This window comes from Mesorhizobium sp. M0701 (assembly GCF_040320365.1).
Classification (GTDB): Bacteria; Pseudomonadota; Alphaproteobacteria; order Rhizobiales; family Rhizobiaceae; genus Mesorhizobium.
This window is the reverse complement of the sequence record NZ_JAMYPO010000002.1, coordinates 203,427-216,015: the sequence shown is the minus strand read 5'-3', so window position 1 is coordinate 216,015 and position 12,589 is coordinate 203,427. Positions and strand designations below refer to the sequence as shown.

The 12,589-nt window shown below is 63.1% G+C and carries 13 protein-coding genes; 5 read left to right on the top strand and 8 right to left on the bottom strand.

Annotation, left to right across the window (positions count from 1 at the left end; all coding sequences use genetic code 11):
- Nucleotides 1–89 precede the first annotated feature (89 nt).
- Entirely contained in the window at nucleotides 90–497 is a 408-nt protein-coding gene (locus tag NKI24_RS03220) for a tautomerase family protein (protein WP_352540794.1), read from the top strand.
- A gap of 155 nt (nucleotides 498–652) precedes the next feature.
- Nucleotides 653–2,875 carry an AMP-binding protein gene (locus NKI24_RS03215; protein WP_352743315.1) on the top strand — a complete coding sequence of 741 codons (2,223 nt, stop codon included), beginning with the start codon at nucleotides 653–655 and terminating at the stop codon, nucleotides 2,873–2,875.
- Nucleotides 2,876–2,996: 121 nt separating this feature from the next.
- Here NKI24_RS03215 and NKI24_RS03210 read toward each other — a convergent pair whose 3' ends face one another.
- The 3 genes from NKI24_RS03210 to NKI24_RS03200 all read right to left on the bottom strand — a co-directional run bounded on the left by NKI24_RS03210 (nucleotide 2,997) and on the right by NKI24_RS03200 (nucleotide 5,002).
- Nucleotides 2,997–3,260 (bottom strand): hypothetical protein, encoded by a 264-nt coding sequence (locus NKI24_RS03210; protein WP_352471079.1) that lies wholly within the window; start codon nucleotides 3,258–3,260, stop codon nucleotides 2,997–2,999.
- Nucleotides 3,261–3,484: 224 nt separating this feature from the next.
- A complete protein-coding gene (locus NKI24_RS03205; protein ID WP_023677728.1) occupies nucleotides 3,485–4,300 on the bottom strand; it encodes a CDP-alcohol phosphatidyltransferase family protein in 816 nt (271 codons plus the stop codon).
- A 3-nt stretch (nucleotides 4,301–4,303) separates the two neighbouring features.
- Nucleotides 4,304–5,002: a phosphatidylserine decarboxylase gene (locus tag NKI24_RS03200; protein ID WP_352471078.1), complete on the bottom strand. Its 699-nt coding sequence runs from the start codon at nucleotides 5,000–5,002 to the stop codon at nucleotides 4,304–4,306.
- Between the two features lie 263 nt (nucleotides 5,003–5,265).
- Between NKI24_RS03200 and NKI24_RS03195 the strand changes: the two genes are divergently transcribed.
- Nucleotides 5,266–6,132: an SMP-30/gluconolactonase/LRE family protein gene (locus tag NKI24_RS03195; protein ID WP_352540792.1), complete on the top strand. Its 867-nt coding sequence runs from the start codon at nucleotides 5,266–5,268 to the stop codon at nucleotides 6,130–6,132.
- A 5-nt stretch (nucleotides 6,133–6,137) separates the two neighbouring features.
- On the opposite strand, the gene NKI24_RS03190 is transcribed toward NKI24_RS03195, so the two are convergent.
- The 4 genes from NKI24_RS03190 to NKI24_RS03175 all read right to left on the bottom strand — a co-directional run bounded on the left by NKI24_RS03190 (nucleotide 6,138) and on the right by NKI24_RS03175 (nucleotide 10,420).
- Nucleotides 6,138–6,485, bottom strand: coding sequence for an antibiotic biosynthesis monooxygenase (locus NKI24_RS03190; protein ID WP_352471114.1), 348 nt, complete (start codon nucleotides 6,483–6,485; stop codon nucleotides 6,138–6,140).
- 89 nt (nucleotides 6,486–6,574) lie between these two features.
- Nucleotides 6,575–8,461, bottom strand: a complete 1,887-nt coding sequence (locus tag NKI24_RS03185) for an ABCB family ABC transporter ATP-binding protein/permease (protein ID WP_352471076.1) — start codon at nucleotides 8,459–8,461, stop codon at nucleotides 6,575–6,577.
- Between the two features lie 19 nt (nucleotides 8,462–8,480).
- Nucleotides 8,481–8,855, bottom strand: coding sequence for an ArsR/SmtB family transcription factor (locus NKI24_RS03180; protein WP_352471075.1), 375 nt, complete (start codon nucleotides 8,853–8,855; stop codon nucleotides 8,481–8,483).
- Between the two features lie 59 nt (nucleotides 8,856–8,914).
- On the bottom strand, nucleotides 8,915–10,420 hold the full coding sequence (locus NKI24_RS03175) for a LysM peptidoglycan-binding domain-containing protein (protein ID WP_352743311.1): 1,506 nt from the start codon (nucleotides 10,418–10,420) through the stop codon (nucleotides 8,915–8,917).
- 114 nt (nucleotides 10,421–10,534) lie between these two features.
- Between NKI24_RS03175 and NKI24_RS03170 the strand changes: the two genes are divergently transcribed.
- Nucleotides 10,535–11,146, top strand: a complete 612-nt coding sequence (locus NKI24_RS03170) for an LOG family protein (RefSeq protein ID WP_352501912.1) — start codon at nucleotides 10,535–10,537, stop codon at nucleotides 11,144–11,146.
- A gap of 94 nt (nucleotides 11,147–11,240) precedes the next feature.
- Here the strand turns inward: NKI24_RS03170 and NKI24_RS03165 are convergent, their stop codons facing one another.
- Nucleotides 11,241–12,146, bottom strand: coding sequence for a LysR substrate-binding domain-containing protein (locus NKI24_RS03165; protein WP_352743309.1), 906 nt, complete (start codon nucleotides 12,144–12,146; stop codon nucleotides 11,241–11,243).
- Nucleotides 12,147–12,246: 100 nt separating this feature from the next.
- On the opposite strand from NKI24_RS03165, the gene NKI24_RS03160 reads away from it, so the two are divergent.
- Nucleotides 12,247–12,537, top strand: a complete 291-nt coding sequence (locus NKI24_RS03160; protein WP_352569658.1) for a muconolactone Delta-isomerase family protein — start codon at nucleotides 12,247–12,249, stop codon at nucleotides 12,535–12,537.
- Nucleotides 12,538–12,589 lie beyond the last annotated feature (52 nt).

The window sequence follows — 12,589 nt, the reverse complement described above, 5'->3', positions numbered from 1 at the left end:
CAAAAACAATTCGATTTTTTTGATCAAAGGACGATGGCATGATTTTCTCGACGGCGAAGAGGCGCCGCTTGAAACCGAGGAGAAGAAACATGCCGATCATCAATGTCAGCGTTACCGGCAAGCCCGATGCCGCTTTGTCCGCCGCCATTGCCAGGGAAGTGACCGAACTGACAGCCACGCATCTGCGCAAGGACGCGACGATCACAGCTGTTGCCATTTCCTATCACGACCCCGAGCACTGGTTCGCCGGCGGCAAGTCGCTGGCCGAGCATGGCACCAACACGGCCTGGCTCGACATCAAGGTTGTCGACGGTACCAACACCAAGCTCGAACTGGAGGCGTATCTGCAGGCAATTTTCGCGGCATTCGGCCGGCTGCTGGGTAAGGTGCATGAGGAAAGCTACGCCCTCGTGCATGAAGTGCCTGCGGCCGCCTATGGCTTTGGCGGCAAGACGCAGGAATTCCGCTTCATCAGCGGAAGGATGAAAGCGGCGTAGCTGCGATAAGCAGCCGAGCCGAATCAACATAGGCGAATCAAACATAGGAGAGAGGGAAAAATGGAGCCGCATTGACGTTGATCCAACTTCGGCTAGGTTCTCACCCGAAGCGGCCGGTGAAGAGCCGCGACGTGAGATCGTTGGGAGATGCGGCGATGATCCTGACACTGGCGCTGCTTGCGGGTCTTGTCGCGGCCTGGCTGCTGATCGGCGTGGTGGAGAAGTTCCGCCTCGGCCTGCGTTTGAGCCAGGCGCTGCTCTACGTGCCGTTCAAGCTCGCCTACCGGATCAGCGACGACCGCATCAAGATTGCGCGCAGGTCGGTGGCCCCGGTCATCTATGTCATCTGGCATCAGTCACGCATCGAGCCGGCGCTGATGCTGTCGCTGCTGCCGGAGGATACGCTGCACATCCTCGACCAGGCTTCGGCCAGATCGCCGTGGCTGGAGCCGTGGCGCGAGCTCGGCCGCACCATCGCCTTCAACGCCGAGCATGTCTTCGTCAGCCGCAGATTGGTGCGGGTGCTGAAGGGCAAGGGCCGGCTCGCCGTTTACCTGCCGGATGCGGTCGAGCCAGACGTCAAGTCGTTTCGGTTGTTTCGCGCCATCACCCGTATCGCCATGCAGGCCGACGCCCGTATCGTGCCGGTCTTCGTTGCCGGCGCACGCAGCCTGCCGGCCTCGCTGACGCCGGCGGACAAGGCGCCGCGCCATTGGTTTCCGCAGCTGTCGATCAGCGCGCTGGAGCCGATGACCATCGCCGAGCTGGTGGCGCGGAACCCAGATCAGGCCTCCAACACCAATGCGCTGTTTGATCGCTTCGCCGAGGCCAGGCTTTTCGGCAGTGATCTCGACCGAGGGCTGTTCCTCGCCATGCGCGATGCGGCCGATCGTGTTGGCGCTTCGCACCCAATAATCGAGGACGTCATTGGCGGTGCCCTGAGCTACCGGAAAGTGTTCATCGGCGCCAGGGTTTTGGGCCGACGGTTCGAGGCAATAACAGCGCCGGGCGAAGCGGTTGGGCTGCTCCTGCCCAACGCCAATGGCGTCGTGCTGTCGTTCGTCGGACTTCTGTCGGCTGCGCGGGTGGCAGCAATGATCAACTATACCGCCGGCCCGGCCAGCGTCACCGCCGCCGTCCGCACGGCAATGATCCGCACCGTGGTCTCCTCACGCGCCTTTGTCGAAAAGGCCAACCTCGCCGACATCGTCGAGGCGGTGGAAAAGGGCGGGGCGAAACTGCTGTGGCTGGAGGATGTCCGCGCAAGCGTGACCGTGCTGGACAAGGCCGCAGCCGCCTTGCTGTGGCGCCGGCCGTTGCAGCGCCAGGATGCGGCCAAGCCGGCGGTGATCCTGTTCACCTCCGGCTCGGAAGGCACGCCCAAGGCCGTGGTGCTGTCGCACCGGAATCTTCTTGCCAATGCGATGCAGGCGGAAGCCCGCATCACCATCTCGCCGGCCGATATCCTGCTCAACGTGCTGCCGGTGTTCCACTCGTTCGGGCTGACCGGCGGCACCATCCTGCCGCTGGTCACCGGAGTAAAGCTGTTCCTCTACCCGTCACCGCTCCACTACAAACTTATTCCGGAGGTGGCGCGCAAGGTCCGGCCGACGGTGATGTTCGGCACCGACACGTTCCTCGCCAACTATGCCCGCACCGCCAAGGACGGCGATTTTTCCAGCCTGCGCTTCGTCGTGGCCGGTGCCGAGGCGGTGAAGCCGGAGACGCGCCGGGTTTACCGCGAGCGCTTCCAGGCCGAGATCATCGAAGGTTTTGGCTTGACCGAGGCCGCACCAGTGGTTGCCGTCAACACCGCCATCCACGGCCGCGACGGAACGGTCGGGCGGCTGCTGCCGGCCATGCGCATGAAACTCGAACCGGTCGAAGGCATCAGCGACGCCGGCCGGCTGTGGCTCGACGGGCCGAACCTGATGATGGGCTACATGACCGGCGACCGGCCGGGCGAGTTGCAGCCGCTCGAAGGCTGGCACGATACCGGCGATATCGTTTCGGTCGATCGCGAAGGCTTCATCACCATTCGCGGCCGCGCCAAGCGCTTCGCCAAGATAGCCGGCGAGATGGTATCGCTTGGCGCGGTCGAGATGCTGGTGCAGTCGCTGTGGCCGGAAGAGCATCACGCCGTGGTGGCAGTGCCGGACAAGCGGCGCGGCGAGCGCCTCGTTCTGGTCACCACGGCCGACAATGCCGATCCCGACGAATTGCGCGAATTCGGCAAAAAAGCCGGGGCGGCCGAACTGATGGTGCCGAACGACATCGTCAAGGTCGAGGAGATCCCGGTACTGGGCTCCGGCAAGACCGACTATGTCTCGACTAGAAAGCTGGCGCTCGAGAGGCTGGGACTGAGCGCAGCCGCCTGAGGCTTGCTGTCGAAAATTCTAAAGCGCGTCGCGTTCGACCGGCCTTGTGCGACGCGCTTTAGATTCTTGTTTTTATGCATGTCGTTATCGCAAAACCGCTGCACACTTTTGCGCGAATGCATTAGAGGACTACCACCGACAACAGCAGAATGACGCCGACGGCCATCATCAGCAGGCCCGGCCAGTTCTGCGACAGGCCGAGAAAACGGAGCCCGCGTCGTCGCGGCTCCAGAGTCGGACCTGGTGTTGCGAGATTGGGCGTCGGACTGTCCGGCGCGGTGGAGACAGCGGCCGGCTCACTAAGCCGCCCGCGCATGATGGCCGCAATCGCCATATACACGAGGCCGGCGACAGTCAGTAACGCGCCGATGAGGATGACAGCCATTTCTCCTCGTTTTCCGATGGTTCTGCGCCCGATGCGGCAGCTTGCGCTACGTTGACGACGTATCACGAGCAGCCGCTCAGGCGGACCTACCAACACAAACGGTCTAGCCGCCCAGCAAGTTCCGAAAACGGGGTTTTTGAGGTGCGTTCCACAGCGCCGCGTGCTCTGCGAGCCTTTTTGGAATCATGCACTGCCAGGCGCAACGCGAACTGGCACCAAATCCGTCAGCCAATATCCGAGGACGGCACCTTCTCGCCTTCGCGCTTGGCGCGTCTCGAATAGGCCCGCACGCTGAACGGCAAGAAGACCAGATAGCCGGCAACCGAGGCCGTCAGCGTATACCAGGGATAGGTCATCAAAAGCAGGACGTAGAGGACGACTGCGAGGATGATCGGCAGCACCCTGTCGCCCGGTATCCTGACGCTCTTGCCGGAATAGACGGGCAGTCTGCTGACCAGCAGGAACGCCACCAATATTGTAAAGCCGGTGGCAATGAAGGCTGCCAGGCGGCTGGGTTCAAGCCCAAGCCTGAGGAAGAACAGATAGAGCGGCAGCATTACAAGCACCGCACCCGCCGGCGCCGGCACGCCGACGAAATATTCGGTTTGCCACTGCGGACGGTCGAGCTCTTCGTCGAGCACGTTGAAACGGGCAAGCCTCATCCCACAGGCGATGGTGAACAGCAGCGCGGCGATCCAGCCCGGCGAACCTGCCCTGTCGAGCAGAAAGGCATAGAGCACCAGCGCCGGTGCCACGCCGAAATTGACGATATCGGCCAGCGAATCCATCTGGGCGCCGAATTTGGAAGTCGCCTTCAGCATTCGCGCTAGACGGCCGTCGATACCATCGAGGAAGGCGGCGAGCAGCACCATCACCACCGCTGGCTCGAAGCGGCCCTCGAAGCCGAAGCGAATACCGGACAGGCCGGCGCAGATGGCAAGCACCGTGACCAGATTGGGCAGCACCATGCGCATCGGGATTTCGCGAATGCGCGGGCCACCGCCGCCATGCGCCTCGAATTTCTTGAACGGCGGCGCCACCGGTCAGGAGACCCGCACGAGCGGCGTTGCGGCAACGCCGCCGAATTCCGCCAGCACCGTCTCACCGCCAACCGCGGTCTGGCCGACGGCGACACGCGGCGTCGCGGTCGAGGGCAGGAATACATCGACGCGCGAGCCAAAGCGGATCAGCCCGAAGCGCTGGCCGGTGCCGATGGCGCCGCCGGGCTCGGCCCAGCAGACGATGCGCCGCGCCACCAGGCCGGCAATCTGCACCGCGGCGACCGTTCCATTGGGGCTTTCGATGACCAGCCCGTTGCGCTCGTTCTCGGTGCTTGCCTTGTCGAGCTCGGCGTTGAGGAATTTTCCTGGTCGATGCTCGATCCTGGAAATGCGGCCACGCACCGGCGAGCGGTTAACGTGGCAGGAAAAGACGTTCATGAATACCGAGATGCGGGTCATTTCGCCGCCGCCGAGGCCAAGCTCGCGCGGCGGCACGGCCGGGCCAACCGCCGAGACGATGCCGTCGGCCGGGCTGACAACCAGCCGGTCGTCGATCGGCGTGACGCGCTCGGGATCGCGGAAGAAATAGGCGCACCAGGCCGTCAGGATGAGACCGATCCAGAACAGGGTCGAGGAGAAATAGCCAAGAAAGAGCGTCGCCGTGCCGAACGCAGCGATAAAGGGATAACCCTCGCGGTGGATCGGAACGAACGCATTCTTGATCGTGTCAACGAGGCTCATGGGATGAGGGCAACCTTGGTTCCAAGTCCGGCCTCAATAGCGGAAACACCCCGCGGTCGCAACGCGACAATGAGAGCGCTCGGGGGTGGCGGTCACCGCCGTTTCAGGATGCCGTTAGCAGCATCCGGACTGCCGAAGTGATCAACCGGAAATGTTCATTGCGATTGTCGGAACGCAGCACTCTCGCCCGTCCTTGGCAAGACGGCGCCTCTCATCGGCCTTTCGGCCATGACGATTTGCGCAAACCCGGAGGTTCTCGGCCCATGCAGAAATCAGCAGCTAGGCAAGTGCAAGTGGTGATGAACGGCTTGGCCTTCGGCGAGTCACCGCGCTGGCACGACGGCCGGCTGTGGCTCTGCAACTGGGGCACGGGCCAGATCATCGCCGTTGACGCCCTAGGCAACAGCGAGATCGTGCTCACCGTGCCGGCCACCCTGCCCTATTCCATTGACTGGCTGCCGGACGGGCGCCTGCTTGTCGTGTCCGGCCGCGAAGGGCTGATCCTCAGGCAGGAGGCAGACGGGACATTGGTCACCCATGCCGATCTGAGACAACTATCAAAGAGCCCCTGGAACGAGATGGTGGTCGATGGGCGCGGCAACATATACGTCAATGGCGGTGGGCCTGCTCCGGCCCTCGGCCAGCATTTCGGTCCCGGCACCATCGTGCAAGTTGCACCGGATGGCTCGGTTCAGCAGGTGGCTGAGAACCTCGCGTTCGCCAATGGCATGGCGGTGACGCCCGACAACAAGACGCTGGTCGTTGCCGAGTCCCACGCCAACCGGCTGACCGCCTTCGACATCGCTGCCGATGGTGGCCTTTCCAACCGCAGGATCTGGGCCAATCTCGGCAACGGTTTTCCCGACGGCATCTGCCTCGATGCCGAAGGTGCGGCCTGGTATGCCGACGTTCCGAACCGGCATTGCGTGCGGGTGCGCGAGGGCGGCGCGATGCTCGAAAGCGTCGATGTCGACCGCGGCTGCTTTGCCTGCATGCTCGGCGGCAGCGAGGGAAAAACGCTGTTCATCGTCGCCGCCGAATGGCGCGGCTTCGAACATATGATCAGCGATGCCCGTACCGGCCAAGTGCTCAGCGTCGACGCTACTGCGCCGGGCGCCGGCTGGCCGTAGAGAGCTTACATCCCGGGAATCCGCTGATAGTTGGCAATATCGGCCTTGACGCCAAGTCGCGAAATGGTCTCCTGAGGATTGAAGCCGCTGCGCTCATGCGCAGCCTTGATGATCGGCACGACCTTGTCGACGGCGGCCTGCCCTTCCCATTCGACAATGGTCACGAGGTTGAACTCGCCCGGCCCCGAGAATTGCTCGAGCAGGAAATCCTGGACGAACCCTTGCTGCTGGCGCAGCAATTCATGCGTCATCCGGACCTTGGCAAGAATCTCCTCGCGGGCGTTGGCCGGAACGACAAACTTGTCCACCCGGAATACGCTGCCGCCAGTACCTGCCTGATTTATCCCATTCATATCGATTGTCTCCGTTTTTGAACGACGCATTTTGCTGCGATCCAAAACGGCCTACGATCTCAACTTAAGTTGAGGTCAAGCACGAATTTTCAGCTCACCTCCGAGGTGCGGCGGCGGACGACGACGCCGAACTCGTCGCTTTCGCGGGCAATGCGCAGCCGCTCCTCGGCCTCGCTTGCCTCGCGCTGGCGGTCCCACATCGATGCATAAAGGCCGCGCTTGGCTATCAAGGCGACATGGGTGCCGCGCTCGGCGATCTGGCCATCCTGCAGGACGATGATCTCATCGGCCGAAATCACTGTGGACAGCCGATGGGCGATGACGAGGGTGGTGCGGCCCTGGCTGACCAGGTCGAGTGCCGCCTGGATCTCCTGCTCGGTGTGGCTGTCCAGCGCCGAGGTCGCCTCGTCGAGCATCAGGATCGGCGGTGCCTTCAAAATGGTGCGGGCAATCGCCACCCGCTGCTTCTCGCCGCCGGACAGTTTTAATCCGCGCTCGCCGACCATTGAGCGATAGCCGTCGGGCAGCCGCTCGATGAACGGTCCGATCTGGGCCAGTTCTGCCGCCTTGCGCACATCCTCCTCGCTGGCGCCGACGCGGCCGTAGCGGATATTGTAGGCGATGGTGTCGTTAAACAGCACCGTGTCCTGCGGCACCATGCCGATGGCAGCGCGCAAGCTCTCCTGCGTCACGTCGCGAATGTCCTGGCCGTCGATCAGAATCTGGCCGCGCTGGATGTCGTAGAAGCGAAACAAGAGCCGCGAAATGGTCGACTTGCCGGCTCCGGAGGGGCCGACGATGGCCACCGTCTTGCCAGCTGGCACCTCGAAGCTGATGCCCTTCAGGATCTTGCGGTTGGGGTCGTAGGAAAAATGTACGTCGCGGAACTCGACCCTGCCGGCATCGACGACCAGCGGATTGGCGCCCGGCCGATCGACGATCTCACGCTTGACGTCGAGCAGATCGAACATGTTTTCGATGTCGGTCAGGCCCTGGCGAATTTCGCGGTAGATCATGCCGATGAAATTCAGCGGCACCGAAAGCTGCATGAGCATGGCGTTGACGAAGACGAAATCGCCGACGCTCTGTGTGCCCGCCTTCACCTCGAGCGCCGACATCACCATGACGACGGTCATGCCGATACCGAAGATCACACCTTGGCCGAAGTTCAGCCAGCCAAGCGAGGTCCAGGTCCTGGTCGCCGCCAACTCGTAGCGCGCCGTGGACCGGTCGAACCGCTCGGCCTCCATGGTTTCGTTATTGAAATATTTGACTGTTTCGTAGTTGAGCAGCGAGTCGATCGCCTTCGTGCTGGCTTCATTATCGCTTTCGTTCATCTCACGGCGGATCGAAATACGCCAATCGCTCGCCCTGACGGTGAACCAGACATAGAGCCAGACCGTGACCGCGATCACCAAGACGTATAGCCAGCCATAGGTGACGGCGAAGATGCCGGCGGTGAGCGCGAATTCGACGATTGTCGGCGCCGTCGCCAGCATGGTGAAGCGGACTATCGTCTCGATGCCCTTGGTGCCGCGCTCAATGACGCGCGACAGTCCGCCGGTGCGCCGTTCGAGGTGGAAGCGCAGCGACAGTTCGTGCATGTGCACGAAGGTGCGGAAGGCGAGCCGGCGGACCGCATGCTGGCCGACCCGTGCAAACAGGGCATCGCGTAACTGGTTGAAGCCGAGCTGCACCAGCCGCACCGCATTGTAGGCGACGACCAGCATGACCGGCGCCAGCAGCAGGGCCGGCAGCGGCGGCGGCGATTTGCTATCGCCGGCCAGTGCGTCGGTCGCCCATTTGAAGAAATAGGGTCCGGCCACCAGGGTCAGCTTGGCGACCACCAGCAGTACGGTGGCCCATACCACTCGGGCCCTCAGGTCGGCGCGGTCGGCCGGCCACATATAGGGCCAGAGATTGCGCAACGTTCTGAAGGTCGAGCCGGAATCTGCGGAAACGGTTTTCTCGGCCATTCTTGTTTACCTTATGATTTTAGCGGCCGGAGCAGCAGGAATCGACCAGCGCGGCCAGCGATGCCGAAACATCGGCGAGCGCGGCGCGGTCGAGCTCATAGCGGGAGCGCTGGCGGTCAGGCTCGAAGCGGATCAGCCCGGCCTCGACCAGGATCTTCAAATGCTGGGAAACGGTGGACTGCGCCAGGTCGAGATGCTCGACGACCTCGCGACAGCAGCAGGAACGGCTTGCGGAAAGGTGTTTGAGAATTTCGATCCGCGCTGGATGCGAAAGGGCCGCGAGCCGGACAGCGACAGCGCGGCTATCCGGCATGCAGTTGGCCGGCGTGCAGTTGGCCGGCGGGCGTTCATCTGCCGCGCGGCTTCGGTCCGTTACGAGGGGGGATTCGGTCATCGTCCATCGGCGATAAACGATGACTGGCCCTGCCGCAAGCTATCCTGATGGGCAGAAGGCTATTCGGCCTTGACTGGCGCCGTCGTCATCTGGTCGCCCATTGCCTTGAGATCGGCGGGCTCGCCTTCCTTCGATTTCTCCGGCACCTTGAACACCTGCCCCGGCCAGATGCGGTTCGGATTGCTGATCTGGTCCTGGTTGGCGAGATAGATGGTCGAGTAGCGCATGCCCTGGCCATAGACCCGCCGCGAAATCCGCCACAGCGTGTCATGGCGGCGGATGATGACTGCACCATCGGCATGTTCGAGCTTTGGCGCCACGGTCTCGGGCGTTTCGCCCGGAGGCGTTGCGACAGCCATTTCGGCCGGGGCCTCGGTTGTAGGAGCGGGGGCAGTTGCGGGCGTTTCGGCGGCCGTTGCCGGTGCGGCTTCGGTCGCCGGAGCATTCGGCTCGGCTGGTTTTATCCCGGCAGGCTTCTGCTCGGCCGGCGCCACGGCCGCAACCGCCTCACCAGGCTCGCGCTCGAACGGCACAGCCGCACGGGCAACCACCGTCACGCCGTCGGCATCGAGCGCATCGACGTGGATGGTGTAGGTGCCGACCGGGATGTCGCGTGTCGCTTCGACCAGGAAGTGGCGGTCGGGCGAGGTCTTCGCGTCACCGAGCAGGATATCGTTGGCATACGCACGCACCTTGCGGCCGGGATCGGCGACGCCGGCAACGAAAATCTTGTTGCCGTCGATTTCGACAGCTTCGACGACGATCTTCCGCTCCGCCGCGGAAGTAGCGGGCGCTGCCGGTGTGGCGGGCGCTGCCGGAGCCGGCGCGGCTTCAACAGCGGCCGGCGCGGCAGGAGCAGACGCTGCTGGAACGTCAGCCGCCGGGGCGGCTGGCGCCGGCGCTGCGGCAGCCGGCAATTCGGTGCCCGTGGCGGGTGGCTGAACGGCCGCCTGTTCGCCGACAGGCGGCGAGGCGTCAGATTTCGCCTGAGGGGCCGGAACAGTGAGCAGTTCGGACGGCTTGCCCGGCTCCTCGACCATTGCCAGCACCTGGCCGGTGGAATTCTGGGGGATCGAAACGACGGCGGTCTGCGCCGAGGCGGTCACGACATTGCCAGCCGTCGAGCGCAGTGTGATCGTGTAGTCGCCGGGCTTCAGCGGATCGTCGAGAATAATGGCAAAGGCGCCGTCGGGACCGGCGACCGTCGAGCCGAGCACAGCCGAACCGTTGAGAAACTCGACCTTGGCGTTGGGCGCCGCATTGCCGGCGACGACGATCGAGCCGTTGCTTTCGACGCGCACGATGTCGAAGGTCGGCACGATTGCACCTGCTGTGGCCGGCGAGGCGGGCGCTGCCGCATCGGTGGACGCGGCAGACGCTGGCGGCAGCCGGTCCTCGGTCGCCGGAGCGGCCGGTTTAGAAGCCCGCGGCGTCAGCGCCGCGACCTCCGCAGGCCGGGTAGAATTGAGATACGGGTCGAGTGCGCCCGATACATAGGCGGTTCCCGCCGCTGCGACAGAGCCGCCAGCCGCGAACAAAAACGCCTTCAATGGATTAATTGCCATGTTTCCCTGCCCCTTAGCCACCTAATTTCGGTCTAGCCTGTTTTGCCAAAGCCGACAAGAAAAAGCCCGCCCCGGGGCTTGACCATGCCTATAGTCCCTATCACCAATCATAACATGAACACGATTCGATCTGTCTGCGTCTATTGCGGCTCGTCCTCGGGCCGAGATGAGACCTATATCAAGGCCGGACACCTGCTTGGCCGCTCGATCGCCAAGTCCGGCCTGCGTCTGATTTATGGCGGCGGCACTAAAGGGATCATGGGTGCCGTCGCTGAAGGGGCATTGAAGGCCGGTGGCAAGGTAACCGGCATAATTCCACGCTTTCTGATCAACCGGGAGGCGACCGAAACCGCGCTTAACCGGCTCGACGAGCTCGTCATCACCGACAACATGCACGAGCGCAAGCACAGGATGTTTGAGAAATCCGACGCCTTTGTGGCGTTGCCCGGCGGCATCGGCACGGTCGAGGAGATCGTCGAGATCATGACTTGGGCGCAGCTCGGCCATCACCGCAAGCCGATCGTCTTCGGCAACGTCGGAGGGTTCTGGGATCCGATGCTGGCGTTGCTCGACCACATGGCAACGGAGGGCTTCATCCACACGGCGCAACGGGTCAAGCCGCTGGTGGTCGAGGATCCGGAAGCAATCGTCGCCGCTATCATGGTGGCGGGATCCTCCGTCGATGCACCGACGGAGGGTGTGCAGTCGGTGATTGATAAGATGTAGAGTGAATGGTGAATGGTGAATGGTGAATGGTGAATGGTGAATGGTGAAGTAGAAGACTTTCCAAACCGGCGCCTGTCCATTCACTATTCACTATTCACTCCTTGCCTACTGCCTTCCTCAAGTCTCCGATGACCGCACGCTTGTCCTGACGCCGCCAGGCGAGATGGATCGAGACGGTGCGTTCAAACCACGGCAGATCGCGAAACACGGTCTGAGGCGGCGCGGCACTCCGCAGGCTGGCCTGCACCGTCGCCAGCCCAAGCCCGGCGCTGACCAGGCCCAACGACGTCAACGGATCGGTCGTCTCATAGGCAATGTCGGGCAGGAAGCCCGCCTTCGCGCAGGCGGCGAGAAATTGGCTGCGGTTGGTGTCGTCAGGCTGGCGCACCACCGTGATCCAGGTGCGTCCGTCCAGTTGCTGCGGCAGTATCTCCGCGATTTCTGCCAATGGATCGCCTTCCGGCATCGCCAGAACCAGCGGCTCGCGCATAATGAGCATGGCGGCGATGTCGGGATCGTCGGCAGGAGGAGGCGTGTAGACGAGGCCCAGATCGAGCGATCGTTCGCGCAGCGCTTCGATCTGGGCGGCGGAACGCTGACCCTTAAGTTGAAGATGAAATTCGGGCCGGTCGCGGCGAAACTGGCGCAGCATCCGAGCGACAAGCCCGGCATGGACCGCACCTTCCACATAACCGATGGCGAGACGGCCGACCGTACCGCTGGCGAGATTGCGGCCGAGCTCCTCCAGCCGTCTTGCATGGGCCAGCAGCGCACGCGCCTCGGCAAGAAAAGCGCGGCCCTCGGCATTGAGATGAACACGCTGCCTCGCCCTCTCGAACAGTGCGACGCCCAGCTGCTCCTCCAGCTGAATGATCTGACGGCTGAGCGGCGACTGCGAGATGTGCAGCAATTCGGCGGCACGCCCGACGTTGCCGGTTTCGGCCACCGTGATGAAATAGCGAAGCTGGCGCAGGTCGAACATTGTTGCTTCGATGCTCAAGTCCCGTGAGGTCTCAAATTTAGCCTAATTAGTCTTGGACTGTCTGGCCAGCAGAAGCGAATATTTCCGCCATTCCAACGGCCAACATCAGGAGATTCCGATGCAGTTCTTTGCCCTTCTTGCGCGCAACACCGAAAAGTTCACCGACGCCGATTTCGCGCCGCTGCTGCCTGGCGAGGCCGAGCAGCGCCGCACGCTCTATGCCGAAGGCGCCGTGCGTCAGGTGTGGAATCGGGGCGACATTCCCGGCAGCGGCATGATGTTCGAAGCCGGCAGCGATGTCGATGTGCGCCACCATCTTGCAACTTTACCGCTGGTCAAGGCCGGCATGATGGATATTGCCGCCGTCGTGCCGCTGCAGCCATATCCCGGCTTCGGGCCGAAGCGCTGAGCGCTCGTGAAAGACGCGGCTGCCGGCATTAAGACCGGCCAGCCGCCTTTCT

Coding starts and splice junctions, on each gene's coding strand:
- NKI24_RS03220 (WP_352540794.1), top strand. CDS start 90: ATGCCGATCATCAATGTCAGCGTTACCGGCAAGCCCGATGCCGCTTTG.
- NKI24_RS03215 (WP_352743315.1), top strand. CDS start 653: ATGATCCTGACACTGGCGCTGCTTGCGGGTCTTGTCGCGGCCTGGCTG.
- NKI24_RS03210 (WP_352471079.1), bottom strand. CDS start 3,260: ATGGCTGTCATCCTCATCGGCGCGTTACTGACTGTCGCCGGCCTCGTG.
- NKI24_RS03200 (WP_352471078.1), bottom strand. CDS start 5,002: ATGAGCCTCGTTGACACGATCAAGAATGCGTTCGTTCCGATCCACCGC.
- NKI24_RS03195 (WP_352540792.1), top strand. CDS start 5,266: ATGCAGAAATCAGCAGCTAGGCAAGTGCAAGTGGTGATGAACGGCTTG.
- NKI24_RS03190 (WP_352471114.1), bottom strand. CDS start 6,485: ATGAATGGGATAAATCAGGCAGGTACTGGCGGCAGCGTATTCCGGGTG.
- NKI24_RS03185 (WP_352471076.1), bottom strand. CDS start 8,461: ATGGCCGAGAAAACCGTTTCCGCAGATTCCGGCTCGACCTTCAGAACG.
- NKI24_RS03180 (WP_352471075.1), bottom strand. CDS start 8,855: ATGACCGAATCCCCCCTCGTAACGGACCGAAGCCGCGCGGCAGATGAA.
- NKI24_RS03175 (WP_352743311.1), bottom strand. CDS start 10,420: ATGGCAATTAATCCATTGAAGGCGTTTTTGTTCGCGGCTGGCGGCTCT.
- NKI24_RS03170 (WP_352501912.1), top strand. CDS start 10,535: ATGAACACGATTCGATCTGTCTGCGTCTATTGCGGCTCGTCCTCGGGC.
- NKI24_RS03160 (WP_352569658.1), top strand. CDS start 12,247: ATGCAGTTCTTTGCCCTTCTTGCGCGCAACACCGAAAAGTTCACCGAC.